Below are 25,885 nucleotides of genomic sequence, written 5' to 3'. Positions count from 1 at the left end.
TGAGCGTATCAGTTCATCGATACCAACTGACGGGGCTACAAAACCGCGAGCCTGATCTGTACTCAGAAAACCTCAAGACGAGCCCGCCATGCAATCGCTCGGTTTGACCCCATTGATCTTTACGATCATTCCCGTCGCCGCGGCGATAATAGGTGCCGCGCTGGCTGCGTATCGCCGTCCCGGACCGGTTCTCGTCAGCGCAATCCAGCATTTCGCGGCAGGTGTGGTCTTTGCCGCGGCGGCGGGCGAAATCTTGCCCGATCTCAAGCATAGCGGGTCGGCTGTGTGCCGGTCGCTATCGGAGGCGCGATCGGCATTGTCGTGATGCTTCTGCTCAAGAACCTCGAGGGACACATGAAAGGCCCACTCGGGCTCATGACGATTGTCGGCGTCGACATTCTAATCGACGGCCTTGTGCTTGGGCTCGGATTTGCAGCCGGCGAAAAAGTCGGCCTCCTGCTGACGATCGCGCTCACGATCGAAGTGCTCTTTCTCGGCCTGACCGTGGCGGCGGAACTCGGCGGGTCGATGATGTCGCCCGGTCGGGTGGTTGGTCTTACCGCCGCGCTCGTGCTGCTGCTGCCGGTCGGGGTGTTTATCGCAACCCCGATTGCATCTCTGCCCGGCCCCTACCTTACGGCGTTTTTTGCCTTTGGACTGATCGCGCTTCTTTATCTCGTGACCGAGGAACTCCTGGTCGAGGCGCATGAAACTCCGGATAGGCCTTGGGTTGCGGCGATGTTCTTCGTCGGCTTTCTCCTTTTGCTGTTGCTTGAGAGCGCCATCGGATAGGTCATCCGATAAACGCGTGTGGCTCCGGCCCTAGACCCTAAGGGAGCAGCGCCAGGACTGGCACTATTCCCAGATCCTGCAGTCTCTCGAGCACTTCGAAGATCGGAATGGCGAGGGCGAACCACATGGCATCGAAAAACGTTGTGACGACAAGTGCCGGCGACACCGTGACTATGGTGGCGTCGCGCCAGAGCGACGGACGTGGGATCCAGCGGGGCACCTGCGAAAGGAAAAGCTGGTAATCCGTCCCTAGTTTTTTCAGGAGGAAGCTCTCCTCACGCTGGACCACAACGGCAAAGACAAGGAAGACGAGCAGTCCAATCCCGAAGCCAAGGACGAGGCTGCCGCTTGCCAAACCAATACCAACCGAGCCCAGGATCGAAAACGTATAAAGCGGATTGCGCACGACGGAGTAGGGGCCGTGGCGAACCAGCACCTCGCTCTTGCGTCCGCCGATATAGAGCGAGCACCAGGAGCGCCCGACGATGCAGACTACAATAGCAACCCAACCGACGAGCTCGACGCCGATGTGCGGCAAGCTCCCCGTTCCCGCTCGCGAATGGGAAAAAAGCAACACGATGGCTAGTGGCATAGCGGCGATCGCAAGAACAGCCTTTCGCATTTTTTGCACGGATGACAGAGCAAGCATGTTTTCAACTGGGCTCGATTGTTGATCAGAGGATCTTGATCGTGGGGATGGTGGTAAGCGCAGCGGGGACCGCTTGATCTGTCACCGAACAGCGTGCGGAGCGCTGGCGTTCAGGCTTGTCGATGTTGGCGCGCACCGACGCAATGCCATTTCACAGCACGACAACTGTGGCGCCAACTGGCACCCGCTCGTAGAGATCGGCCACATGCTCGTTTAGCATTCGAATACAGCCGTTTGAGATGGCGCGTCCAATCGTCCACGGCTCAGTGGTTCCATGAATGCGGTAGTAGGTGTCCATGCCGTCCCGGTAGAGGTACAGCGCGCGCGACCCCAGTGGGTTGCCCTTGCCGCCGGGCATGCCGTCAACATATTTGGCGTACTTTCCAGGATCGCGCCTTATCATGTTTGCGGTCGGCTTCCACCTCGGCCATTTCGCCTTGCGGGCGACCATCGCCGTTCCCGACCAGGCAAGGCCCGCTCGGCCGACGCCAACCCCGTATCGGCGCGCAACACCCGAGCTTTCTACCAGATAAAGAAACCTGTTCCCTGGATCGACGACAACAGTACCTGGAGGGTAGCTGGGGGCGAAGTCGACAAGCTGTGGCTGGTACTTCGGATCGAGGACGAAGGGTTTCCCTGCCTTGCTGGCCAATGCGGCGCCAGGCGCAGCAAATGCGCCGACGATTCCAAGGATCAATGAACGACGTGTGATCATGTTACACCTGAGAGGAGGATGTGAATCGGGTGCTTAATCGGGACATGCGGACATGTCTGATCGCCTGCCAGCACTCGCAGCGGGCGGGTCTGCCACGACTTCGCACAGCACAGCAGCCGACGCCGGTCCCCCGATTGCGGCGGCATGCGACGCCAAGACAGGGCGGGCACCACATTATTCGGCCTGGTGGTTATGGCCGTCATCGACCTTCGGCGGCGTGACGTCCGGTATGAACTTTTCGATCTTTGCCTTGCCGCGCAAATCAGCCAGCATCTGTTGCGAGGCCGTGGCTTCGAGCGAAGCACGTATCTGCCCTGAGATGGTTTCGAAGGCTGGAGCAGGGCGGTTGCGTCTCTCCTCAAGCTTTATGACATGGAATCCAAACGCGCTCTTGATAGGGCTCATTGTGAATTCTCCAGGCTTGAGCAATGCCGCGGCGGCATCGATCTCTTCAATAATCTGGCCTGACGTCATGAACCCAAGATCGCCGCCCTTGTCCCTGGAGGCCGTGTCTTTCGAACGTTCCTTCGCCAATTCTGCGAAATCCTTGCCACTCTTCAATGCTTCGATGGCATCGTTGCCGTCCTGTAAGTTGGCAAGCAATATATGGCTCGCCCTGTATTCCTCGACCGGCGGGATCTTGGCTGCCTGGTCGTCGTAAGCCTTTCGGACAGCCTCGTCCGTAACCCGCTCCGCGACTTTGCCCTCCATGAATATCGTGCGCAGCGTTTGCGCCTCGAAGAATGCCAGCTGACGTTTAAAGGCATCGGTTTCAGCCACGTTTGCTGCTTTCGCGGCGTCGGCGACGAGCCTTAGCTCGATCAAAGCATCGACGAGCACGGAACGCCTCGCGTCTTCCGGCATGTTGCCGAGCTGGTCGGAGTACATTTCAGCAGCTACGGCCAGATCGGCGTCGGTTATATCGACGCCGTTTACTCGCGCCAAAGCCCCGCTCTCTTGTGGTGCCGCGACGGTCGAAGCAAGGCATGCAATGGCGATGGTTGCTGCAAAGGTCGCTAGCCGAAATGGAGGACGGGCCTTTAGATGGGTTTTCCTTGAGGTCATTCTTATGGTCTCCTGTCCGCGCTTCATCATTGTTTCTTTGCCGAGGCGACAAGCGGGTCGACGATCTCGCTGAATTGCTGCAAGGTCATCGCTCCCTTCTGCATCTTGCCGTTGATGAAGAAGCTTGGGGTGGAATCGACGCCGAATCTTTTTCCTGCTTCGGCAACCGCCGTTATCTTGTCGAGGAGAGGTTGGTCCTTGAGGCACGCCTCGACCGCTTCGCCATTCATGCCGGCGATACCCATCAGAGACTTCAACGCAGCAGTGGGATCGCTCACGCGTGCCCAGCGGTCCTGCGAATGATAGAGGAGGTCGACAGTGGCATACCATCTGTCGTCACCCGCGCAGCGCGCCAGCATAAAGCCGGCCGAAGCGCGGGGATCGAACGGGAACTCGCGCATGATGAAGCGCACCTTTCCGGTGTCGACATATTTTTCCTTGATCGCTGGCCATGTGTCTATGTGAAAGGCCCTGCAGTGAGGACAGGTCAGCGACGCATATTCAATGACGGTAACAGGCGCGTCGAGATTACCGAAAGACTTCTCTGGAAGCGGGCCCGGTGCGAGCAGATCCGGAATTGTGGTCTGCGCGGACACGGGCTGCAGGGTTTGAAACAGGGCCAGTGCCGAGGCACCGGTAAGGAATTCGCGGCGTTTCATAAAATACTCCATTGCATGGATTGTCTGTCCGAATACGTCGGTACGGCCTGTCGGTCGTGACCGAGTAGGGAAGGGCGTGTGATTGGGGGATTGCGTTGGTTATGACCCTGCGATGCGCCGGATAGGCAGGCTCCGCTGGAGCATATTTTTCTGACCTTGACGGCTGCCGCGTCTTTCCAGCCTGGGACGCCGTTGCTGCGGCTGCCAGCGCTCGTCTTGCGATAAGCAGTCGAGTTGACTGTCTGGGGAATCGCCTATCGAGGCGGCGGCACCGATACGGATGCGGTGGTCGAGGCTACGACCGCAGTCGCTGGCAAAGTCTGTACGTTACCAGGTCGGCGAAACTGCCGAGCAGTTGTGTCGGCCACCCAGCTGCAATGGTCATGACATGGTGAAAAGTGTTGTGAAAAGCCGCCACCCAAGACGTCCCTATCGTCTTGGCCGCCCGAAGGAGCGCTGATTTGACTGCCGTCAGCTTGTGCCTCAACGGAAACAACAATCGAGTTGGCGGGGGCTTGCGAGGCGGCCACGGAAAAGCTTGCTGCATGAACAAGCAGCATAACTCCCAGCAAGATCATAACAATTTGTCGCGCCATTGTCGGCCAATAGAACACATAGGCAGGCTGAAGCATAGGGCGGCGGCTTGTCGCAAGCGGTGAAGTTGCTGCAGAACTGAATGGCGCGCGGTGTACAAAATCGATCTCGCGGCAGTCAGCTATTCGTCCTCAATGTGAGGATCGGCCAACGCGGCATCCGGCCTGCTGACCGGGACAGAGGTCATCGACGTCATTTCCGCCAGTTTTTTCGGGCCGCGGCGATCAAGCAATTTCCGGAACGACGGATGCATGCCGCCGTCGGAGTAGGCGTGGACCGATAGTCCAGTACCCGTCGACACGAGTTTGTTCATGGCGAGCAGATCGGCTTCGTCGCGGGATGCAACGGCCGGAGGTATTGAACTCGTCGAGGGAGGGCAGGCCGCAAGCGGGTCGGTAGGTTCCCTGCCGTCAAATTGGGAATTGAAGACATAGCGCCTGTCGCAATAGAACACCGTCGGCGGCTGGCGCGTGACTTCGAAGACGTCGTATCCTTGCTTGAGGTTGAGCCAGAAGCTGAAATTTGGATCATTTCGGTTTTTTGCCATGTTTTGAGGCGTCATCCGGAACGGGAAAGCTTCCACCTGGAACGACGCCTGGCCGCCTCTCAGCGCTTCCCTTGCGACGGCATAGATTTCGGCGACACCCTCGTCGGTCATGGCGAAACATCCGGACGAAGAGCATGCGCCGTGCACCATCAGCGCTTCACCGCTGTAGCCAAGCGCGCTCTCCAGCCGGTTCGGATAGCCGAGATTGAACGAGAGATAATATTGCGAGGCCGGGTTCAGCATTCCCGCCGTAACATGATAGAAACCCTCAGGCGCCTGACGGTCACCGTTTTTCGTTTTCGGCCCCAGCTTCCCGGACCAGCGACACATGGGGTAGGTTTTCAACAGCGCGAAGCGCCCCGATCGGTCGCGCTTCCAGATTTCCAACTCGCTCTCTTCCTTGAATATGCGGATAAGGATAGGCGCTGTGGGCGACATTGCCTTCTTGCTCATCTCGGCGACAAGCTTTGCCGGAATGGGTTGGACGGCCTTGTTATCCACGTCGAGAACACTGGAAACCGACGTAACGCATCCCGAGATGGCGATTGAGAGCATAAGCAGGGCGGCCAATCCGCGTAGTCCGTAAAGCAAGTGGCACCGCCTGTTCCGCCCGATCATCAGACGGAGCCACATCAACCCCCGGTCCATGATTCGTCGCCGCTATTAGCAAGCCTGCCATTCTTCGTCAGTATGTTTAATGGAAAATTGACGGCGATCTCTTGCATCTCACCCTGCTAGAGACCCCATAGGGTTGGATCACAGCATCGGACACGAATGGTGATCGCGTATGGCATTGTCCAAAATTCAACCGGCGAACGTGATGTTTGCCCTGCTTTTCATGCTGGCTGCCGTGTCAGTTGATCTCTTCACCAAGACGATCATGGTCGAGTTGGTGATGCAACCGCCACGGATCATCCCGGTCACGAGCTTTTTCAATTTGGTGCTCACCTACAACGAAGGTGTGAGTTTCGGCCTGTTTGCGAACCTCTTCGGCAACCGACCCGGAGTTCTAACACTCGGCACATCCCTTGTCGCCTTGATCATTGTCGTTTGTGCCGTAGCAGCAAAGAACCGCACTGACGCTTCTGCCCTGGGCGTCATTTCCGGCGGAGCGATTGGAAATATCGTAGACCGTGCAAGGAATGGCGCGGTGACCGATTTCCTTGATTTTTATGTCGCCGACTGGCATTGGCCGGCATTCAACCTGGCCGATGTTGCCATAGTTGGTGGAGCGATCTTTATGTTCGTCGCATCACTTCTGCCGGCAGCGCCATCCGGCGCCCGTGCCGATTGAGCCTTGGCTGAACGCTGTCGCGTTGGAGGAAAACTATTGGAAATCAGCCTGCAAAAACTTTCCGAAGCGGAAACTTTGGAACTGGTCCGCAAGCGAAAAAGGGGGAATACGATCCTGATGATCGCGCTCCTGATTTTTGTTACTGCCGTGTTCGCGTCAAGTTTCGTCCACCTGCGCAAGGAAAGTCGCGGGCCGGTTCCTTCAACTGTCCAACTCCCTGGGGTCACAAACCAGTGAGTAGCGAACCGATAGAAATCGCCCCATACTTCTGGCGAGGGAATGGACTGCCGGGGTCAACATGTCGCTTCTGAGAAGATTGGGTATTTTTACCGTTGTGGGTTCAACCGCATACGTCGCCCTGTCAGCGGTGTTCGGACTTTATTGCATTATCGGCGGGCACGATTTCCTCGAAATGTTTTTTGGTGGCACGGCCACCATCGTTCTTGCCTTGGCTGCCGGCGTGGAATTTGCCTGGCTAGCGCCGTCTCCGGGCCGAACTCGGAATTGATGGGACTCATCCGTTCACAAGGCTAACCCAGGTATTCGGATCCGTTTGCGCCTGCCGTTTCAGGAAGTAGATTTCCGCGTCGCGCCAGAGCAGGATCTTCTGCTCGACATTGTCCAACACGAAATCGCCCTTGTCGGTGACGATCGTCAGAACCGCGTGTCCTCCACCCTTTGCATCCCGACCGACCGTCATCAAAAGAGAGCCAAGTGGAAACCCACTCTCGTTGAGAAGCCTACGCTTCATCAAAGCGTAGTCTTCGCAATCACCCACGGCCTTGGGGTATTCCCAACGTTCTTCGACGCCGAAGATTTCGCGATCGGTCATCGGCTTTACCGAGGCGTTCACCTGATTGTTGATCTCTATCATCTGCTTCCAGCGCTTCCGGGTAAGCTCGACCGAGGCGCTAACCGACGGCCGCGTACACTCGGTCGCGTCACGCCGGCAAAGCTCGTAGTAGCCGACGGGTATCGTTGTCTCCCCGAACGTTTGCATATTCGGCGCGCGGTCCGGCTGAGCGGGATTGAGATGGAGCGCATTCGCACCAGCCGATGCACAGGACAAGACAAGCGCAAGAGCGCCCAGAACGAGGCTTTTCATGTTGACACTCTCCCCAGAGATGAGACGAGCCTACCAAACAGGTGTCAAAGCTGACCAAAAACAGCCAGTTGGATTTTAGAAAAAGTTGCCTCTAAATCACGTGTTCCACTTTACAATTCGGTAGTGAACTCGGGATGGCGGTATGCGAGCCACAGCATGGCGAGCTAGGCATGACCCTTTAGCGCCGCTGATCGTAAGGCTTCCCTTGGAAAGACGGACTGTCAGTTTTCCGCGAGCAGGCGTCGGATTTTCTTCAAGGCGATATCGCGGGGCTCTTCACGATCGATGGTTCCGGAAAACTTGCCTTGGCGATCGAAGAGAAGGATTCCGGCCGTATGATCCATCGTATAGTCGCCATCCTGCGTGGGAACCTTGGCGTAGTAGATCCTGTAGGCTTTTGCAAAACGCTTGAGTTCCTCCGGCTCGGGCCTCAAGGCGACGATCCTGCGGTCAAATGATGACATGTATTGCTTCAGCGTGTCGCCGCTGTCGCGCTCCGGATCCACGGATATAAGGAAGCCGCGGAGGTCGTCGGCTTCCGCGCCAAGATCGTCGAACCAGGATGACATTTCCGCCAGAGTCGTCGGACAGATCTCCGGGCAATTCGTAAAGCCCGCGAACATGAGCCACCCCTTGCCCGCATAAGTCTTTTCTGTAACCGTTTCGCCCGTGTGAGAAACCATCGCAAAAGGGCCTCCAAGCGCCGCAGCGCCTGTTTGTGTGCTCTCACGAACTGACGCATCGTTCCTGGCGCCAATACCGGCAACAACGAAATAGCCCAGCAGTGCCAGGCTCACCGCGATTAACCCCCATGTGATTTTGCGAAAGGTGGTTACGGTCATTGGACCAACGGTCAATCCACTGAACCGTGGTGATGGTCTGTCGGCTTCGTGCCTATTGGCCGGGTAGCGGCCGTCGCCGACAACGACGTTCCATCCTCAAATGCAAGCAGCAAATCAACCTTGTCGCCTGGCTTAAAATTTGGTGCCGGCCCCATCAGCATCATATGGATGCCACCGGGCTTCATCAGAAGTTCGGCGTGTCCAGGGATGAGCACGCCATCCGTTATCCGTCGCATCTTTGCCACCCCGTCAGCGATCTCTGTCCGATGCAGAGAGACCGAAGTGAAATCGTCGCTCTGAACGGAGACAAGGTTCGCCTGTTCCTTCGAACCGTTCCATACGGTGAGGTATCCAGCCAGCATGTCGGCACCGGATGGCGCAAGAACGACCTCGGCGTGTTCGACAACAAGCTTGCTTCCGGCATCGGCGTGACGGGGCTGCTCCTGGGCCGTGGCGCCTTGCAAGCAACCGACCAGGGCGGCCGCGATCAGCGCGGCAATCCTGAGGGAATTTATGATCATCCGCGAATCCTCGCTGGTGGTCTGCCGGTCGAGCCGTTCGGCTCCGGCTCATGTGGGTCCAAACTTGGATGCAGTCAACGTGACAAACGGTGCCATCTGGCATGCGAAATTCGGCGGCGGCTTCGACTGGCCGGACACATCGCATCTTGTTACCGCAATTGCCCTCGGCTCGGCTGCGACAAATCCTCGCGACGTTTGGCAGGCCGTTGACGAACCGCAAATGAGTCACCAATCTCTAGTGACTATAGAAACCGGAGCTGTTGCCCATGCTGACGATTGGCGATCTTTCTCGCAAGACCGGGGTGAAGATCCCCACCATTCGATACTACGAGCAAATGGGCCTTTTGGATGCTGCGGAACGATCCGAAGGCAACCAGAGGCGCTACGCTGCGCCGGAAAGAGAGCGCCTGTCCTTTATCAAGCATGCCCGGGAACTCGGTCTTACAATTGAGGCAATTCGCGAATTGATCGACCTCAGCGCACACCCGGAGCGTCCTTGCGAGGAGGCCGACCGGATTGCTGCCGAGCAGTTGACGGCCGTTCGGGAGAAGATCGAGAAGCTTCGGCGTTTGGAAAAGGAGCTCAAGCGAATCGCCACCCGTTGCGCCGGCGACCAGATCAAGGACTGCTACGTCATCCGCGCGTTGGCAAATCACGAGATGTGCGAAAGCGATCACTGACAGCTGGGCGAACCCCGGGGCTGGAGGTATCGGCAATCCACGCGCCGCCATACTTTTTCAGCTCAAGATGGTTCCTTGATTGTAGGGCTGTCGGGTTGGCCGCCGTCGGCAACTTACGGCCACCGTTTCGGTCAATGCTGCGGCCTTGCGCCCTCTATCGGTCACCCGCTGGGACCAACAACGGAGATGCCAAATGAAGTCGGCTACTACGTCGTTTGCGCTGATGTGCGTTCTAGCCCTCTTTGCCCTGCCAGGGATGGCGCATGAGTATCCTGCGGGCGCCATATCGATCAGCCATCCCTGGTCGCGCGTAACATCGCCGGCCGCACCGATCGCCGAGGGCTATGTCACCATCACCAACATTGGCACCAAACCTGATCGGTTGCTGAGCGTTGAATCGAGTTGGGCAACCAAGGTGGAAATCCACCAAGACAGCATTGGCAAACAGCAGCCCACTGTCGGTGGCCTTGATGTAGCGTCCGGGCAAAGCGTCATCCTGCAGCCTGGTGGCTTGCATGTGCTATTCATCCAACCCGATAGAAGATTTGTTCTGGGGGATCGTGTTCCAGCTCGATTGAGATTCGAAAAGGCTGGCATCGTCGAAATTGGGTTCCTTGTCCTGGGCACGGACCAGCAAGCGCCGGTTGACAAGCCACGCGCCGCGCAGCCGTCGTCAAGCCCGTGAGCTTGTTGAAAACCGCTCGTATTGTTCTATGGGCGCTGGTCGCTTGCCTGTGCATCGTCACGGGGTGGTTCGCGATTATGCAGGTCCTTGTGGTCATCAATCCGTCACCCCCGGTCGTGGAACTTGGCAAAGCCGCGATTGCCGGGCCGTTCGAGCTTTCAACGCTTGAGGGCAAGCCCTTCTCCAACGCCGATTTGGCCGGCAAACCACACTTGGTCTTTTTCGGCTTTACCCATTGCCCCGACATTTGCCCGACGACGCTCTACGAACTGACGGGTCTGCTTGCCGAACTTGGGGCTGGTGCCGACAGGTTGACGCCAATTTTCATCACGGTCGATCCCGAACGGGATACGGCAGACCAACTCGCGTTCTACATGTCGGAGTTCGACCCTCGCATTGTGGCCTTGCGGGGCACGCCCGCGCAGACGGCAGGTGCCGCCAAGGCCTTTGCCGCCTATTTCAAGAGGATTCCAGGTGATGGAGCCGACTACACTATGGAGCACACCGCTGGAATTATCCTGATGGATGCCCGCGGCGAGTTTGCCGGCAAGTTGGATATGCGCGAGCCACGTGACATGCAGCTTAAGAAACTTCAGTTGCTTATCGCCCCCACCACATGACTGGACCAATCAAGTCGATCAGGGCGCCTTCGCGGCATTCATGCTGGTGAGCGGGCAGCCACGTCCAGCCGGTTGTCCAAAGGGGTTCCGGATGTGATTGGCCTGGTCGTGCCCTCATGCCTGAAGGCCCGGCTGGCATCCACGAAGCCCGGATGCTAACGCCTACGACATGCTGCCGATGCCTGGGACGGCGAAGCATCCGTTGCAAGCCAGCGACCCAAAAATCGCCGGCGGGTCTCACGTGGATAATCAAGGTAACAAGGGTAAGACGCTCGCATGGTTCAGCCCCACTCCCATTCGCATCTCTGGCCCGGCGTGCCGCTCGCGCTGGCCTCAGCCGCGCTGTTCGGGGCGGTATCTCCGCTATCCAAGCTGCTGCTCGGTGTGGTGAGCCCCTTGATGCTCGCGGGGTTGCTCTACCTGGGTGCCGGTCTTGGCCTGGCTCTGTTCTGGTTTTACCGCAACTCGATTGGCGAGGGCACAAACGAAGCCCCATTGCAGCGCACCGATCTTCCCTGGCTGGCGGCCGCCATTGTCATGGGCGGTGTCGTCGCGCCGGTCCTTCTGATGTCCGGGCTCGCCTTGGTAACCGCTTCTAGCACTGCGCTGTTGCTGAATGTCGAAGGCTTGGCCACAATGGCGATTGCCTGGGTAGTGTTTCACGAAAACGTCGATCGCCGGCTCCTGATCGGTGCTGGCGCAATCCTTGCCGGGGCCGTCGTCCTGTCGTGGGAAGGGCAGGGCGTAGCATTCAATGGCGGCGCCCTGCTGGTTGTCGGCGCTTGTGTCGCTTGGGGTATCGACAACAATTTGACCCGTAAGATCTCCGCGGCTGATCCGGTTACAATCGCAATGCTCAAGGGCCTGGTCGCTGGAACGGCCAACATCGTCCTGGCACTGGTTTCGGGTGCCGCACTTCCTCATCCGACGTCCTTCTGGGCAGCGGCATTCGTCGGTTTTCTCGGCGTTGGCGTCAGCCTGGTGATGTTCATCCTGGCGCTTCGACACCTCGGCACGGCCCGCACCGGGGCTTACTATTCCTTGGCGCCGTTCATCGGAGCGCTTCTGGCAATAGCGCTTCTGGGTGAGCCGCTGACCACTCGGCTGGTCCTGGCGGGCATCCTGATGGGCATCGGTCTATGGCTTCACCTGGCCGAACGCCACGCCCACATGCACGAACACGAAGCCCTGGAACATGAACACAGCCACGTTCACGATGTGCATCACCAACATACGCATGACGGGCCGGTAACGGAACCACATTCGCATTGGCACCGTCATGCGCCGATGCGGCACTCACACGTCCATTATCCGGACCTGCACCACCAACATCGGCACTGATCGAAGGCCGTATCAGAAACAGCATTCACCGACCTGGCCGATGCCACCCTCTCCTTGAAAATCACGCAATCGTGGCCGAGACCGTGGGCGCTTGCGCCGCGTGGCGCCAGTAGGTGGTCACACCTTTACCAAAGCGGCTGTCGCGTACATGAAGGCAACGCCGGCCGCCAGACCGCCCATCACCGGCGGCGTGAAGAAGGCATCGAGGCCCTTCTGGTTGCTGCGCATCAGATAGGCGCCGACCTCGACGATGACCTGCAAGATTGCGCCGGCGCCGATGGCAAGGGCAAGGGCCGACCATTGCGGCGCGTAGGCCAGGCTGCCGAGCCACATGCCGAAGACAGCTGGCCCGCCGGCGAGCAGGACCAGGCCGACGAACGTCCATAACGGCGGACGTTCCTTCAGGATAGGGGCGGCTATGCCGATGCCTTCGGTGACATTGTGCAAGGTGAAGCCGAGAACCAGGAAGGTACCGAGGCTTGCCGAGCCGGCCGCGAAGGCTGCGCCGATGGCAAGACCTTCGCCGAGATTGTGAAGGCCGATGCCGAGCGCGATATAGGTGGCCAATGCCAGCCCTGTCGGCGTTCCACGCCGCCGGCCGATCGCCATCAGCACAAGAAAGCTTGCTAGGGCCGCCATCACCACCATCACCGGCCCCTGGAAGACGGCGGCCGCGGTTCCGACAAGGTCGAAGGATTCTTCGATGGTGTCGACCAACAGGAAGGCGAGCAGTCCAATGGTGAGCGCCAGCAGGAAGTTCATGCCGCTTCGCCCGACACCGCGCAGCGCCGGGTAGAACAGCAAGCCAATGGCGACGGGCAGCACGCCGACAATGATGCCGACCAACCCTTGCAGCTTGAGCTGCCCAGCGGTGACGGTCGGTGTGGGAACGGCAACCGCGATCTCATGTTCGAAGGTGATGCCGGTATTGGTGACGACGTTGACCCTGTGCGTTTCGCCCAGGATCCACGGGAAAGGCAGGTTGATCCATGCCGTCGAGGCGCGCGCAATGTCGCCCGGAGGGTCCTGGGTGAATTGCCAGTAGGCGCCGTCGACCTGGACCTGGGCGATCTTCATCGGCTCCGAGCCGCCGGCCCGTACAAGCAGGTGAAGGCCTGACGTATCGAGCACGGTACGCTCGAATGTCAGCTTCTCGACAGCGGGCGCGCCATTTGAGAATCCTTGCATCGGATTGACGGAGACGATCCAGGCCACGGCAATGGCGAACGCGGCGAGAGGCAGGCCAATCCACAAAAGATGGATGCGCGACCGTGCCGGCGCACCGGCTGCAACGACCTTGCTCATGCCAGCGCCTCGACGACGTCGAACATTCCCACCCAGCCGAGTTCGGTGAACTCGCTTTGATGCGCATGGAACATATAGAGGCCTGGTTCGTGCTCGGCGAAGGTGAATTCCAGGATGCCGCGCTGGGCCTGACACTGCATGATGAGGTCGACCGTTTTCAAGGTCGGCGTCAGCGTGGTGCCCTGATCGAAATAGTCGAAGAAATTTCCGTGCAGGTGAAACGAGTTGATGAGATCAAACTCCAGTACATTGACGAGATAGATGCGCACTGGTTTGCCGCGCACGATGCGGATCGGCGTCTTCGCATAGGCATGGGCGATGGTGTTGGCCGCGTAGAATTCGTTCGCCTCATCGAAGTTGGTGTCGAACCCGTTCATGACCATCACCAGTTCCTGCCAGCCGGCATTCTCGGGCGTGCCGAGAAGCCGTGACCGGGCGACATCCGCATGTTCGGGATGACGATCCGGGTCCGGGTCGATGACAAAAGCACCGTACATGCCTTTGTGGATGTGCCTTTTGAGCGGAAGAGCATGGCAGTGATAGAGATGGCAGCCAAATGGTTTGGCGTCGAATTCGTAAACGAACTCGCCACCGGGATCGATCAACCCGGCGCCGGGAACTCCATCCATGCGAGCCGCATGGATGCCGTGGAAATGCATCGAGTGCGGATGCGAGCCGTTGTTCTGGAAGACGACGTGAATGCGCTCGCCTTCCTTGGCGCGGAGCGAAGGGCCGGGCACGCGGCCGTTGTAGGTCCAAGCCGGGAAGGTCACGCCCGGCGCAATTTCAATCGTCTTGTCCTCGGCCGTGACCTCGAATGTCCGCAACGTCCGCCCATCGGGCAGAACCGAGACAGTCCCTCGCTCCCAGTCCGTCAATATCTGGGTCGGATCGAAACCGTTGGCGGCATTGTCCACCTCGCCTACGGTAACCATGGCGCCATGCGCATTCATGTGCCGAGGCGCAGCGTCGGTGGGGGCCATCGCGGCCATGTCATGACCCGTAGATGGCGTGGACTGGCCAAGCGCGCTGCGGCCAGCGATCGCGGTGCCGCCAACCGCCATCAGGCTTCCCGTCAGGATGGATCGACGGCTAATCCGGTCGCGCACCCACGTCTTCACGTCGACCATTTCAGATTTTCCCGCAAAAACACCGCTCTTGAACATCAGAATAGCGTTGGCTGTTAAATATAGCAACGGCTTAATTTGTGTGAGCTTTAGGCGTTGTGGCCCGGTCAGTTGCAGGAATGGTACCGGCTCAAGCTGCGCACCCCTCAGGACACAGACATCCGTATTTAAGCGTGCACGCAGATGTGACCGACAGGGCGTCACCGTCGATGTTATTCATTGCTGTCGCATGCGTTTCCTCCACTGATCGGTTCACGTGCGATCTGGAGCGGTCGCCGGCACGCGGCCGCTCCAACCGTTTCCACTTTTATGTGCTGGAACACGCCGGCTGGCGCAGGTTGCGGAGGGCAACTGCCGGCGGCGCGCGTGCGGTCCCCGACATCCGGAGAGGTCGGAAACCAGGAAAGGTCTCCGACTACCTTCTTCCAGGCTCAAGCACCGCAGTATGAGCAGCGTGCAGATTTTGGCTTGCCTCTATAGCCACTAGAGGATGTAGCGCTATCATTCGCCAAACCAGGCCAAGCCGAGCACACGATCGCATGAACCAAGGCAGAGCAGGAAAATCAGCTGTTACAGGCACTCAGCCGCTAGCAAACCGCGACCTGGCCGAGCGGCCGACGCTGATAATCATTGTGCTTCTTTTCGGGTCGGTATTGACCTTTGTGGCGCTCGCCAGTCTCGTCATGGGCAGCGGCACGACGAATTTCGACAGGGCAATCCTTTTGATGATGCGCAGCCCGACTGATCTCGCCGACCCGATCGGCCCGATCTGGTTTGAAGAGTTAATGCGCGATTTCACCGGCCTCGGTGGCGTAGGGTTGCTCACATTCTTCACGCTGGCCGTTGCCGGATTTCTGGCCCTAAGCGGCTCGCTTCGCAGTGCAATTGCGGTCATCCTGGCTGTCGGCAGTGGTGTGATCCTGAGCTCTCTCCTGAAATACGGCTTTGATCGCCCCCGCCCGGATTTGGTTGCCTATGCCACCCGCGTATACACCTCCAGCTTCCCAAGTGGGCACGCCTTCCTGGCGGCCACGGTCTATCTCACCGCAGGCATCATGCTCGCGCGCAAGTTCGCCACCCGACGCCTGCGCATTTTCATCTTGGCGATTTCGATGCTCGTCACATTCGTGGTGGGGGCAAGCCGAATCTATCTTGGTGTCCACTGGCCGACCGACGTGATCGCTGGTTGGTCGATTGGTGCCGGTTGGGCCCTGTTCTGTTCGACCTTGATGGTACGACTGAAGGCGGATTGAGAAGAAGAGCCGTAATCGGTCGGGCGAGGGAAACGTCGTCCGCTCAAAGGCGCAGACGCTCCAGTTCGCGAGCGTTCCTCAGCGTGTAATCGCGGGCGGCGCATAGACATTTATCACTCGTCTAAGGATCTTGAAATGCGCCGGCGTCCAGGTGGTCAGTTCGCCATCGGTGTTCACGGGCCTGGGTCGGCTCGTCTTCACCACAAGTTCGGTGGTGCCAAAGGCGCGCACATCATTCCATTTGCCGTGTGTCCCCTTGCGCAGGCTGGGCAACAGGGTCAGCAGCCTCCACCAATGGTCGACCTCTAGGCTGTAGAAATCGAGTTGGCCATCGTCGGCGCTAGCCGTCTCCTCTACGCTCATGCCCCCGCCGTAATATTTGCCATTGCCCACGGAGACCTGCAGCGTCCTGATTTTTTCGGTCGAACCGTCATGCTCGAGATAGGCGGTGAAAAGCCGCGAACGCGCCAGGAGACGAGCCGCGACCAAGGCATAGCCGAATTTACCGAAACGCTTCTTGGCTTTCTCGGTAAGCTCAGCGGCGAGTTCCGCGCTGAAGCCAATGCTGGCGACATTGAAGAAAAGCTGCCCATTCACCTCGCCCAGATCCATCGGCCTGGGTTTCTCCGAGACGATCAGCGCCGCCGCCCTGACGGGATCTGGCGGGATTCCCACCGTCCTGGCGAAGTCGTTGGCGGTGCCCAAGGGCACTATGCCGAGCGGCAGGCCAGTCTCCACAAGCCCCTTCGCCGATGAATTCAATGTTCCATCTCCACCGCCGAGGACGATCAAATCGCAATCGTTGCGGCGGCGAATAATGACGTCGGAAACGGTTTCTCCCTTCCCAATCTGATCTTCCAACAGGGCGAGACCTCCGCCTTCCAACGTCTTTCGGACCGCATCTGCCACCTTCCGACCGTTACGGGCGTTAGGATTGACAATGAAGAGCGCCCGCCTGTGCGGTTTCATGCTCGTCATACGGCTCCGACACTCCATTTGCCCAGTATGGCACTACACAAAACGTCTGACTGGCTAAGGGGTTCGGCTGCCGCTACCTCGCCGGCGCGGACAAATGAGCGCAGCGTCGTCCGACGAGCCACGACCACCGTCACGGCCATTCGTACGCATAGGATGAGCTGGACCGCCCGACGCACGGGCTCGGCGAGCTCGGAAGGGCGTTCGCGATAGGCATAGGCCTCAATGTTACGTTCGTTGCAGTCGAGGCGTCGGCGAGACGCATCACTTGTACATCTGGTCGATGAGGACGGTGACAATGCGCAGAACCGTGGTGCCATTCGCGATCAATGCCGCCGCGCCGCGAACAGCCGACCGATCCTCGAAAGGATCAATGGCGCCGCGAGGAGGGCAAGGGCGCCGATCCCCCAGAAAACGATGATCAACGGCTTCGCCGCTGCTTGCAGCAAAGGGATACCCCAACTCACAATGCCACCGACGTTGAGGGCGTCGACGAGTCCGACAACTTCCTTGCCGACGCCCACTGCCGTTGCAACGTTCTTGCCGCTATCGACGGCGATGCCGGCATTGGCCACAGCCCAGCCCAGAAGACTGTCGACCGAAGCGTAGCCGATCCACGCGACTGTTGACCAAACAACCAGGCCGATGAGCACAGCAACCCAGGCAATCGGCCTCAACATTCGCGATGCCGGCCGGCCGTCGGCCGAAACGGCCACGAACCCTTGCTCGGGAATTTGATCTCTGCCTTGGCCCTGCCGGAGGTGTGGGGGGCTCTGCTTGTGTCCGCTCATGCTATCTCCTCTGCCTTTGCTGGGCATGCCATCAAGGATGGAATTTCCGTTCGGGTTGTGCTGACGTGACCTCTAAAGCTTCATCTCGCCTTCGGCGTCGCGCAGGCTCTGATCCTCGATCTGTATGGTCGCATGGGTAAGTCCGAAGTCCGCCTTCATCGTCTCCTGGGCGCTGACAAGCGCCCTCCGCGCCTGGGCCATGTCGGCTACGACGAGATGGCAGCTCATGGCGTCAAGCCCGGAGGTAATGGTCCAGACGTGCAGATCGTGGACGGCGGTCACGCCGGGGATTTCCAGCAGCTTGCGCTCCAACAGTGTGATGTCGACTTCAGGCGGCGTGCCTTCCATCAGGATGTGGGTAGCTTGTCTCAGCAGGATCCAAGTGCGCGGAACAATGAAAAGCCCGATGCCGGCGCCGATGATCGGATCGGCCAGCGTCCAGCCCGTAAACATCACGACGGCCGCGGCGACGATGACGCCGAGCGAGCCGAGCATGTCGCTCAGCACCTCGAAATATGCGCCCTTCACATTGAGGCTCTCCGATGATCCGGCGGAGAGGAGCTTCATGCTGATCAGATTGACCATCAGACCGACCACGGCCACCGCCAGCATCGGCCCGCCGAGGATTTCGGGCGGATTCAGGAAGCGTTTGTAGGCCTCGTAGAAGATGTAGATCGTCAGCAGCAGGAGCACGACAGCGTTGGTCAGTGCCGACAGCACTTCCATGCGGACATAGCCGTAGGTTTTTTGCGGCGTCGCGGGTCGTTCCGCGAAACGGATCGCGATCAGCGCCAGCGCCAGACCGCCGGCGTCGGTCAGCATATGCGCTGCATCAGCAAGAAGCGCGAGGCTCCCCGTCCACAGACCGCCGATCACCTCCACAGCCATGAAGGTGGTGGTCAGGGCAAGCGCCCCCGCGAGCCGGCTCTTGTGTTTTCCCGCAGCGGTTCCGGGAGGTGTGGCTGCATGTGAATGCCCTGCGCCCATGATCAATCCCTCACATTGGACGAGCACGGGATTGCATGAGCCGTGCCTCTATCGCTTGGAGCCGACCTTGTCAGTCGAACAGCCGCCCGAGGAACGATCCATGCCTGCGACTTTGACCGTGGCCGCTGCCATGTCCACCGCCGTGCCCCGACCCATGGCCGCCATCATAGTGGCCCTTGGACGGATAGGGCTGCCCCTGTTGCGGCGCGGGCTGCGGCGCTTGGGATTGTGTCTCGCCCATACTGCGCTCGATGATCTTGTCGAGTTCGCCCCGATCCAGCCAGACGCCCCGGCATTTGGGACAATAATCGATCTCAATGCCTTGGCGATCGCTCATGACCAGGTCGACCCTGCAGGTGGGACAAAGAAGACCGTGGCCTCCGTCGGCAGCAATATTTGTGGCGCCTACCATTTTGTGCTCCTTGGTTTTAATGGGCAGCAGCATCGCGCGCTGTCCACTGACGGGAGATAGGGTCTCTAGCTAGTGGAGGTTCAAGATGGATCGCGTTTTTATTTCATGGTCTGATTTCGAGGGCTTCTCGGCCATGCGTGCACCCTGGCCTGACAGGTTCCATTACCCGTCGTTCGCGCACCGCAGTGGATGCGACGCATGATTTGTCGGCAATTCAGCAAATGACTGTTTTGCAGTCTTCCAACTTGGTGCTGGCGGTCCTGAGTTGGCCGCCGTCTTCCTGCTTGAGCAGTTCATCGATTCGCCCGCGCTCGCGCCTGAAGGCAACGAGGTCGTCCCCCTTGAGCACCTTGCCCACCGGCAAGCGGACGCGCATCGGATCGACCTTGGTGCCGTTGACGATCACCTCGTAGTGCAGATGCGGACCCGTGGAGAGGCCGGTGGAACCAATGTAGCCTATCACCTGTCCTTGCTTGACCCTCGCCTCCGGCTCGATGCCTTCGGCAAAGGCGCTCTGATGATTGTAGGTTGTCTTATAGCCATTGGCATGGCGTATGATCGTCTGGTTGCCGAAGCCGCCTGCTCGTTCGGCCGTTTCAATGACGCCGTTGCCGGCGGCAATAATCGGGGTGCCAGTCGGAGCAGCCCAGTCGGTCCCGGTATGCATTTTGACATAGCCTAGGATCGGATGACGTCTGGCCCCGAACCCGGAAGTGAATCTGCCGTTGGGCGCCGGATTGCGAAGCAGGAACTGCGCGGCGCCCGAGCCGTCCTCGTCAAAATAGTCGATGCTGCCGTCCTGCATCTGGAAGCGATAGAAGTTGCGCGTCGTGCCACCGAACGTCGACGAGACATAGAGAAGTTCGGAGTCCTCGGACGCTTGGTCATCGCCGTCGGGCTGCGAGAACAGCACATTGATGCTGTCCGACGGATTGAGACGCGACTGGAAGTCAACGCCTGATGCCAACAGCTTGATCAGCCGCTGCGTCATCGCCTTGGACATGCCATAGGAATAAGCGGTGCGGTAGATGCCGTCATAGATGTTGGGCAGATTGCCGCGCACCGCCGCTGGTGGCGAGTCATCGAACGCGGTCAGCAGTTCGGGATTGGGATCGGGTTCCCGCGCCGGCACATATTGGTCGCGGTCGTCGAGCGCTATGCTGACGATATGGGTGGTCTTGTCGTAGACGCTGGTGCGCACGATCTTGGCGGTGTCGCCACGGACTTCGAGCCCGACGCGTAACACGGTTCCAGCCTTGAGCGCCGTTGCATTCAACAGCTTGGCGATCGCCTCGGCCATACCAGTGGCATCTTCACCCGTATAGCCCGAATCGGCCAGGGCCTGGATGATGTCGAGATCCTTGATGAAGGGAATGATTTCCTCGGCGAAAGCCGGCGCCTGGTCGGCGGGCGCACGCGGCGCCACCGAGACGTTCTCCGGTACGATCTTGACGTCATAAGAGCCGGCCATGCTGGCGGCAAAGGCTTCGCCGAATCGCTGCGGGTCGACATAGTGGAGCGAAGCGACCTGCACGGCGCCGTCGCTGAGGCCTGTGCTGGCTTCGCGCACCACCTTTTCCACCTCGTCGGCGGACAGGTCGCTCTTCTCATCGAAGGAAGCCGTATTGACCGGGAAATTGACAGTCTTCAGGCTCATCTCGCTTCCAACCTTTGCGCCATAGATCTGGCTGACGCCGGTTGCGACGGGAGCTGATTGCTGGGTGCCGACGTCGCCGAACACCTGCATCGGATCGAACGGCGGATAGGGGCGGTTGGTCGTGCGCCCGGCGGCAAGCGCCATCTTGATCTGCACGAAAGGCATGGTGCGAATGACATCACGATCACCGACCTTGGTCACCATCGACACTTCCATGCGTCGGCGGTTCTTGGCCTTGGTGATCAGACGCGGCGCCACCAGCCTGATCGTCTTGGCGACCTCTGCGGAATCGTCGCCGCTGGCAAGATGGCTCAACTTGGCAATCTCTGGCGGTGTCGCCAACTGCTGGCGTCCATCAACCGCTGCGAACAATGCTACGCCCATCAGAACACTTGAGGTCACGCCGGTGAGAAAGGTTCCTGACAGCCAACGCGCGGAAACCTCGCGCCGGTCGGGCGGGCTGCTGCGGCCGTCCGCGATAAGCGGCGGTTCGTTGCCGAGTTCGGCTATGACATCTTCCGTGTCTGGCATCCACAAAGGCTGCTTCTTCCCCAAGCGGAACGGCTTGTTGCGTTTGGTGTTGTCGCCACGACATTGCCTATCACGGCGGGTGAAGTCATCGGAGCGACTCGACCAGAACACAATTCGCTTGGTTCAGTCGCATGGCCTGAATCGGCCTCCGTTCGGATTGGGGCGCCAGTTAGGTCCAATTGTGACGATCCCATCTTCATTACTGCAGGCGGACTGCTTTTCCATCTGAAAACGGGTTTCAACGATAGGTCACCAAGCCTCACGCAAGGCAGGGGGACTATCCGGTGATCCTGACGTTAAATGCGAAATGCGAAAGGACCTCTCGTGGGTATTCTTATCGGACTTGTGGTGACGCTCGGCTGCGTTCTCGGCGGCTTTATGGCCATGGGCGGCCATCTCAAAGTGCTGATGCAACCATGGGAAGCCGTGGTCATCTGCGGCGCCGCGCTCGGCACCTTCCTCGTCGCCAACTCTATGAAGACCGTCAAGGATACCGGTAAGGCCATCCTCGAGGCGTTCAAGCAGGCGGTGCCGAAGGAACAGAACTACCTCGAAACGCTTGGCGTGCTGCACAGCCTGATGCGCGAACTGCGCTCGAAGTCTCGCAGCGAGGTCGAGGCGCATATCGACAATCCCGAGGAATCGGCGATCTTCCAGGCCTTCCCGACCGTGCTCAAGAACCACGACCTGACGCATTTCATCTGCGACTACTGCCGCATCATCATCATCGGCAATGCCCGCTCGCATGAGATCGAGGCGCTGATGGACGAGGAAATCCAGACCATCAAGTCCGACAAGATGAAGGCCTATCATGCGTTGGTGGCGGTGGGCGACGGCTTGCCGGCGCTTGGCATCGTCGCCGCCGTGCTCGGCGTGGTCAAGGCGATGGGCGCACTCGATCAGTCGCCGGAAATCCTCGGCGGCCTGATCGGCGCCGCACTGGTAGGCACCTTCCTCGGCATCTTCCTGTCCTATGCGGTGGTCGGGCCGGTCGCCACCAAGATCAAGACGGTGCGCGAGAAGAACAACCGCCTCTACGTCATCGTCAAGCAGACGCTGCTGGCCTACATGAACGGGGCGCTGCCGCAGGTGGCGATCGAGTTCGGCCGCAAGACCATCTCATCGTATGAACGGCCGACGATCGACGCCGTCGAGCAGAGCACGATGAACACCGGGAACGTCGAGAAGAAGGCCGCCTGAGGCCCTCGGTCAGTGAATACGGCGGTTCAAAATAGCGATCTGTTGCACAATCGCCGCAGCTAGCGAGTGCAGATGACCGTGCAGTCATTCTGATCGCGACTATAATTGACACGGAGTGTAAATCGCCCTTAACATTTCGTTAACAAGCAGGGCGAGCGGGACAATGATTTCCTCAACGGTGGCGCGGACTCTGCGCTTGTGTGCAGTAGCAGGGCTGGCGATTTTCGGATGCTGGGCCGTGCCAGCCTCGGCGGCCGGGGCAATGGCGACCGGCGGACTGACCTCGCAGCCGATCGGACATTATGATTTCTGCCGAACCAATCCTGACGAGTGCTCGATCCGCCAGAGCAATCTCGCGCCCGCCACGATGACCGATGCGTTCATGCGCAAGCTGACCAGTGTCAGTGCCAAGGTCAACGCCGCCGTTGAACCGATGAGCGACATCGATATCTACGGCAAGGACGAGGTCTGGGCCTACCCCGACAAGGGCGTCGGTGATTGCGAGGACTATGTCCTACAAAAGCGCCGCGAGTTGAATCGCACGGGAGTGTCGCTTGCCAATCTTTTGATTACAGTCCTGCGCAAGCCGGATGGCGAAGGCCATGCGGTGCTGACGGTGCGCACCGACAAGGGCGACTACATCCTCGACAATCTGACCGATAAGGTCCGCCGCTGGGATGAAACTGACTATATTTTTTTGAAGCGGCAGGCGATCGACAACACTGGTCGCTGGGTTTCGATCCGCGGTGGCCAACAGGTTTTGGTTGGCGCAGTGCAATAGGAACAAAGCACCGCTTCGGCAGCGCAACATGGGCCAGTCGCGGTCGATGACCGATGACGTTGGTGAGCCCCGACTGCGTTTGACCACTATTCGAAATGCATGGACTGGCCGCGCATCATTGCCAGCGTCAGCGCGATTGCAGGGATTTGCCGGTGGCTTCTCCATGTGCAGCGAGCCGTCGAAATCACACCATGCCGCCATGAGCAATTCGTCATCGTCATCGCTGGCCGACGGGTTGAAAACGTGAGCATCACAGGGGTCCCGGTCAATCTCGATTGTCCAGTCCTTGAGCGCCTTGCGAGCCATCTCTTCGACCTGGGCAAGGTCGCTTGTGAAGAAGGGGATGCGGTCTCCATCTTCCGAAAGCGGCTCAACCCGATCCAGCGTCGGCCGCTCGGGAACCTAACCGAGCACGAAGGCGATATCGAAATCGATCTGGCGGTCCGGGCCGGTCCGTGATCTCCAGCCGCTTGACGACCTCCGGATAGAGTTGCTTCCGTTCTGGCCAGGAGTCTGGAATCGCCTCGGCTTGCAGCTTCGTGCGGGGAACGTTGATCAGTTCCATGACCTCATGGTGCGGAACTTTGTCCTCCGGCCAGCCCGCACAACATGCCGCCGCCGCAGCCTCGTCGGCCTCCAGCCAAACTGTGGCAGCCTGATCCTCGTCCTCGGTAGGCTTGTCGTCTTCTGGAAAGCCTTTGATATCGCGCCCTTCCAACGCAAACAGTCCTTCCGCGCCTTGCAAAGCTGTAATGCCGGCGCGTGCAAACACTGCTTCGGCTGCCGCGATGCCACGTGCGAGCTCTTCGGGTGTTGCGTCCTCAAAGTTCAAGCGAAGTTCCATGGTTCGCCTCCTACGGCCGATATCTACCGATGTGAACAAAATAAGAACAAAGTTCAAGCGCGCACTTGACGAGAGAGGAATATGTTCCTTATTTCAGCGTGATCTGAGCAGCAAAGGACCATGGCTCGGCGTCAATCGCGCTGGCCGTCGAAGCTATGGCAAAAACAGCGGAAGACAATTTTCGGATCGAGGTTTGGGATCGCGACGAGCAGGCTTTGTCAGAAACCATTTCGCGTTCACCCGATTCAACGGTGAGTCAGGCAGCATGGCAGGCCGCCATCCGGCGGCGCCCAGGCATGTTGCTAATCCACTACAACAGTCGACATGTGATGGAGAAAATTCTGACACCGGGCGAGGTCAAGATCCCGTCTCAGGCTATCATCGAAGGCAGCGTTCATGCCGGCCTCGATGTTGCGCTCGGCGATCTTCGCGAATGGCATGTCTTGCGGGCCTGGTGCAGATCCTGTTCGCACCATGCAACGGTAAAGCCTGCCGGGCTCGTCGAACGCTATGGAAAAGGCGCTCTGTTCAGTTCGGTGGAACGGGCGCTTTTTTGCACGAGTTGTGACAGGGGCGGGCCTGTCAGGCTGGAAATTCACAAGCTGCCACGCAATTGAGGGGAGCCGAAAGGGTGCAAGACCTGATCGATTTCTTCCAGGCGACCTCGGCGCCGGCACTGGCCAATCCTATCACATCGTCGTCGATCAGCGGCCGGACTGTCGAGAAGCGGATCTGCGCGCGATTTCAGCCGGTCAGCGTCCATCCTGACGCAAAAACATGCGGACCGCCGCGGGCGGGGACAGTCGGTCCCGCGTCCCGTCCTGCGGCCGGCGCTATGCTGACGCTCCTACGGCTGTCCCGTTCACCGTCCGCGGCGGGGGCGAATTTCCTCCGTCCTACGCACGACAACCGTCACTGTTGCGGACGCGCGCAGGACTGCGGTTTATACGCCGTTCTTCCTTAGAGCGCTGCCGATCGCCGGCGCGGTGCTGTGTCCCCTTTCTGCAGGAGCCCCGGAGTGAGAGTGGGGCGGGTTGTTTGTCGTGACGGGTTGAGGGCTGGAGGAGAGGCCTCCGGCGCCCGTCGCGGAGAACCGCGATGTCCAGAAATCACCGCAACGCTCGCGCCGGCGCGGACCGGACGAACCTTTATGACGATATCACCAGCAAGATCATCGCCGAGTTGGAGGCCGGCCGCTTCCCATGGGTTCAGCCTTGGGGCACCGCGGCAGCGAAGGCGCCGCTCGCCATGCCGAAAAACGCCGCCACCGGCCGAGCCTACACCGGCATCAATGTCCTCCTTCTCTGGGGCGCCGTGGTCGAGCACGGCTTTCCAAGCCAGGGCTGGCTCACCTTCCGACAGGCTCTGTCGCTCGGCGGCAACGTCTTGAAGGGCGAGCACGGCACGACCATCGTCTATGCCGATCGTTTTGTCCCCGACGACGAAAAGAAGCGCGCCGCGGAGACCGGCGAGGAAGCGGCGGCCATCCCGTTCCTCAAGCGCTACACCGTCTTCAATGCCGCCCAGTGCGAGGGTTTGCCGAGGGACGTAGCGATCGCCGCGCCACCGCCGCCGCCCGGCCAGATCGAGCCCCGGGTGGAGGCCCTCATCAAGGCGACCGGCATCGCCTTTGGCATCGGTGGCGACCGGGCGTTTTATGATCCGGCACAGGACTACGTGCGGGTGCCGCCGCCGGCCGCTTATTTCGAGCCTATCAATTGGCACCGCACGGCCCTGCACGAGATGGGGCACGCCACCGGTCATGCCTCGCGGCTCGGCCGGGATCTCGGCGGTTCGTTCGGCACCAAGAAATATGCGTTCGAGGAACTGGTCGCATTATCCTGACTCTGTAATCCTGTCTCAGAATCAGGCATTGAGGCGCCCCACCGACTGTTCCGGTGAAGCTCTTCAGA

General features: G+C 59.5%; 27 protein-coding genes and 2 pseudogenes. 13 read left to right on the top strand and 16 right to left on the bottom strand.

Annotated features, from left to right (window positions below; translation table 11 throughout):
* Window positions 1-88 precede the first annotated feature (88 nt).
* A pseudogene (locus AC07SZ_RS22025) lies at window positions 89-792 on the top strand (ZIP family metal transporter).
* Between the two features lie 37 nt (window positions 793-829).
* Here AC07SZ_RS22025 and AC07SZ_RS22020 read toward each other — a convergent pair.
* The 5 genes from AC07SZ_RS22020 to AC07SZ_RS22000 form a co-directional block, all read right to left on the bottom strand.
* Window positions 830-1,330, bottom strand: coding sequence for a methyltransferase family protein (locus tag AC07SZ_RS22020; protein ID WP_494915811.1), 501 nt, complete (start codon window positions 1,328-1,330; stop codon window positions 830-832).
* Window positions 1,331-1,592: 262 nt separating this feature from the next.
* A complete protein-coding gene (locus AC07SZ_RS22015; protein ID WP_494915809.1) occupies window positions 1,593-2,156 on the bottom strand; it encodes a L,D-transpeptidase in 564 nt (187 codons plus the stop codon).
* Window positions 2,157-2,330: 174 nt separating this feature from the next.
* Window positions 2,331-3,221: a peptidylprolyl isomerase gene (locus tag AC07SZ_RS22010; protein ID WP_494915808.1), complete on the bottom strand. Its 891-nt coding sequence runs from the start codon at window positions 3,219-3,221 to the stop codon at window positions 2,331-2,333.
* 26 nt (window positions 3,222-3,247) lie between these two features.
* Entirely contained in the window at window positions 3,248-3,880 is a 633-nt protein-coding gene (locus AC07SZ_RS22005) for a DsbA family protein (RefSeq protein ID WP_494915807.1), read from the bottom strand.
* A gap of 715 nt (window positions 3,881-4,595) precedes the next feature.
* Window positions 4,596-5,591, bottom strand: coding sequence for a L,D-transpeptidase family protein (locus AC07SZ_RS22000; protein ID WP_494915805.1), 996 nt, complete (start codon window positions 5,589-5,591; stop codon window positions 4,596-4,598).
* 217 nt (window positions 5,592-5,808) lie between these two features.
* On the opposite strand from AC07SZ_RS22000, the gene lspA reads away from it, so the two are divergent.
* The 3 genes from lspA to AC07SZ_RS21985 all read left to right on the top strand — a co-directional run bounded on the left by lspA (window position 5,809) and on the right by AC07SZ_RS21985 (window position 6,823).
* Window positions 5,809-6,315, top strand: coding sequence for a signal peptidase II (lspA, locus tag AC07SZ_RS21995; RefSeq protein WP_494915804.1), 507 nt, complete (start codon window positions 5,809-5,811; stop codon window positions 6,313-6,315).
* A gap of 36 nt (window positions 6,316-6,351) precedes the next feature.
* Window positions 6,352-6,552, top strand: a complete 201-nt coding sequence (locus tag AC07SZ_RS21990) for a hypothetical protein (protein ID WP_494915803.1) — start codon at window positions 6,352-6,354, stop codon at window positions 6,550-6,552.
* Between the two features lie 61 nt (window positions 6,553-6,613).
* Window positions 6,614-6,823 carry a hypothetical protein gene (locus AC07SZ_RS21985; RefSeq protein WP_494915802.1) on the top strand — a complete coding sequence of 70 codons (210 nt, stop codon included), beginning with the start codon at window positions 6,614-6,616 and terminating at the stop codon, window positions 6,821-6,823.
* A gap of 6 nt (window positions 6,824-6,829) precedes the next feature.
* Here AC07SZ_RS21985 and AC07SZ_RS21980 read toward each other — a convergent pair whose 3' ends face one another.
* The 3 genes from AC07SZ_RS21980 to AC07SZ_RS21970 all read right to left on the bottom strand — a co-directional run bounded on the left by AC07SZ_RS21980 (window position 6,830) and on the right by AC07SZ_RS21970 (window position 8,783).
* Window positions 6,830-7,420, bottom strand: coding sequence for a transglutaminase-like cysteine peptidase (locus AC07SZ_RS21980; protein ID WP_494915801.1), 591 nt, complete (start codon window positions 7,418-7,420; stop codon window positions 6,830-6,832).
* Window positions 7,421-7,641: 221 nt separating this feature from the next.
* Window positions 7,642-8,262, bottom strand: coding sequence for an SCO family protein (locus AC07SZ_RS21975; RefSeq protein ID WP_494915800.1), 621 nt, complete (start codon window positions 8,260-8,262; stop codon window positions 7,642-7,644).
* 11 nt (window positions 8,263-8,273) lie between these two features.
* Entirely contained in the window at window positions 8,274-8,783 is a 510-nt protein-coding gene (locus AC07SZ_RS21970) for a copper chaperone PCu(A)C (protein WP_494915799.1), read from the bottom strand.
* Between the two features lie 266 nt (window positions 8,784-9,049).
* Between AC07SZ_RS21970 and AC07SZ_RS21965 the strand changes: the two genes are divergently transcribed.
* The 4 genes from AC07SZ_RS21965 to AC07SZ_RS21950 all read left to right on the top strand — a co-directional run bounded on the left by AC07SZ_RS21965 (window position 9,050) and on the right by AC07SZ_RS21950 (window position 12,109).
* The gene (locus AC07SZ_RS21965; RefSeq protein WP_494915798.1) at window positions 9,050-9,463 is read left to right on the top strand and encodes a MerR family transcriptional regulator; all 414 of its coding nucleotides are present in this window, start codon (window positions 9,050-9,052) and stop codon (window positions 9,461-9,463) included.
* 193 nt (window positions 9,464-9,656) lie between these two features.
* Window positions 9,657-10,148: a copper chaperone PCu(A)C gene (locus tag AC07SZ_RS21960; RefSeq protein ID WP_494915796.1), complete on the top strand. Its 492-nt coding sequence runs from the start codon at window positions 9,657-9,659 to the stop codon at window positions 10,146-10,148.
* Window positions 10,145-10,768: an SCO family protein gene (locus AC07SZ_RS21955; RefSeq protein ID WP_494915795.1), complete on the top strand. Its 624-nt coding sequence runs from the start codon at window positions 10,145-10,147 to the stop codon at window positions 10,766-10,768. The genes AC07SZ_RS21960 and AC07SZ_RS21955 overlap by 4 nt, the downstream gene beginning before the upstream one ends.
* 276 nt (window positions 10,769-11,044) lie before the next feature.
* Window positions 11,045-12,109 carry a DMT family transporter gene (locus AC07SZ_RS21950; RefSeq protein ID WP_494915794.1) on the top strand — a complete coding sequence of 355 codons (1,065 nt, stop codon included), beginning with the start codon at window positions 11,045-11,047 and terminating at the stop codon, window positions 12,107-12,109.
* A gap of 117 nt (window positions 12,110-12,226) precedes the next feature.
* Here AC07SZ_RS21950 and AC07SZ_RS21945 read toward each other — a convergent pair whose 3' ends face one another.
* Together AC07SZ_RS21945 and AC07SZ_RS21940 are read right to left on the bottom strand one after the other, a co-directional pair.
* Complete coding sequence (locus tag AC07SZ_RS21945; protein WP_494915793.1) at window positions 12,227-13,414, bottom strand: ZIP family metal transporter; 1,188 nt, start codon at window positions 13,412-13,414, stop codon at window positions 12,227-12,229.
* Window positions 13,411-14,544 (bottom strand): multicopper oxidase domain-containing protein, encoded by a 1,134-nt coding sequence (locus AC07SZ_RS21940; protein ID WP_494916074.1) that lies wholly within the window; start codon window positions 14,542-14,544, stop codon window positions 13,411-13,413. The genes AC07SZ_RS21945 and AC07SZ_RS21940 overlap by 4 nt, the downstream gene beginning before the upstream one ends.
* Window positions 14,545-15,080: 536 nt before the next feature.
* Between AC07SZ_RS21940 and AC07SZ_RS21935 the strand changes: the two genes are divergently transcribed.
* Complete coding sequence (locus tag AC07SZ_RS21935) at window positions 15,081-15,794, top strand: phosphatase PAP2 family protein (protein ID WP_494915792.1); 714 nt, start codon at window positions 15,081-15,083, stop codon at window positions 15,792-15,794.
* 78 nt (window positions 15,795-15,872) lie between these two features.
* Here AC07SZ_RS21935 and AC07SZ_RS21930 read toward each other — a convergent pair whose 3' ends face one another.
* The 5 genes from AC07SZ_RS21930 to AC07SZ_RS21910 all read right to left on the bottom strand — a co-directional run bounded on the left by AC07SZ_RS21930 (window position 15,873) and on the right by AC07SZ_RS21910 (window position 21,147).
* Entirely contained in the window at window positions 15,873-16,772 is a 900-nt protein-coding gene (locus tag AC07SZ_RS21930) for a lipid kinase (protein ID WP_494915791.1), read from the bottom strand.
* A 323-nt stretch (window positions 16,773-17,095) separates the two neighbouring features.
* Window positions 17,096-17,560: a hypothetical protein gene (locus AC07SZ_RS21925; protein ID WP_494915790.1), complete on the bottom strand. Its 465-nt coding sequence runs from the start codon at window positions 17,558-17,560 to the stop codon at window positions 17,096-17,098.
* Between the two features lie 72 nt (window positions 17,561-17,632).
* Window positions 17,633-18,547, bottom strand: coding sequence for a cation diffusion facilitator family transporter (locus AC07SZ_RS21920; RefSeq protein WP_494915789.1), 915 nt, complete (start codon window positions 18,545-18,547; stop codon window positions 17,633-17,635).
* 70 nt (window positions 18,548-18,617) lie between these two features.
* Window positions 18,618-18,959: a TFIIB-type zinc ribbon-containing protein gene (locus AC07SZ_RS21915; protein ID WP_494916073.1), complete on the bottom strand. Its 342-nt coding sequence runs from the start codon at window positions 18,957-18,959 to the stop codon at window positions 18,618-18,620.
* 214 nt (window positions 18,960-19,173) lie between these two features.
* Window positions 19,174-21,147 carry a peptidoglycan DD-metalloendopeptidase family protein gene (locus AC07SZ_RS21910; RefSeq protein ID WP_494915788.1) on the bottom strand — a complete coding sequence of 658 codons (1,974 nt, stop codon included), beginning with the start codon at window positions 21,145-21,147 and terminating at the stop codon, window positions 19,174-19,176.
* A 324-nt stretch (window positions 21,148-21,471) separates the two neighbouring features.
* Here AC07SZ_RS21910 and motA point away from each other — a divergent pair, with 324 nt between their 5' ends.
* Both motA and AC07SZ_RS21900 read left to right on the top strand, forming a co-directional pair.
* The gene (motA, locus tag AC07SZ_RS21905; RefSeq protein ID WP_494915787.1) at window positions 21,472-22,347 is read left to right on the top strand and encodes a flagellar motor stator protein MotA; all 876 of its coding nucleotides are present in this window, start codon (window positions 21,472-21,474) and stop codon (window positions 22,345-22,347) included.
* Window positions 22,348-22,510: 163 nt separating this feature from the next.
* Window positions 22,511-23,128 carry a transglutaminase-like cysteine peptidase gene (locus AC07SZ_RS21900; protein WP_494915786.1) on the top strand — a complete coding sequence of 206 codons (618 nt, stop codon included), beginning with the start codon at window positions 22,511-22,513 and terminating at the stop codon, window positions 23,126-23,128.
* Window positions 23,129-23,498: 370 nt separating this feature from the next.
* On the opposite strand, the gene AC07SZ_RS21895 is transcribed toward AC07SZ_RS21900, so the two are convergent.
* Entirely contained in the window at window positions 23,499-23,972 is a 474-nt protein-coding gene (locus AC07SZ_RS21895; RefSeq protein WP_494915785.1) for a hypothetical protein, read from the bottom strand.
* Between the two features lie 155 nt (window positions 23,973-24,127).
* Here AC07SZ_RS21895 and AC07SZ_RS21890 point away from each other — a divergent pair, with 155 nt between their 5' ends.
* Window positions 24,128-24,589 carry a hypothetical protein gene (locus tag AC07SZ_RS21890; protein ID WP_494915784.1) on the top strand — a complete coding sequence of 154 codons (462 nt, stop codon included), beginning with the start codon at window positions 24,128-24,130 and terminating at the stop codon, window positions 24,587-24,589.
* Window positions 24,590-25,070: 481 nt separating this feature from the next.
* Window positions 25,071-25,808, top strand: a pseudogene (locus tag AC07SZ_RS21885) (ArdC family protein); the annotation flags it as partial.
* Between the last annotated feature and the right edge of the window lie 77 nt (window positions 25,809-25,885).

The sequence above is a fragment of the Mesorhizobium sp. GW821-FHT07A06 genome (genome assembly GCF_059419085.1).
The sequence above is the reverse complement of the archived record's forward strand: the minus strand, read 5'-3'. Positions and strand labels throughout refer to the sequence as shown.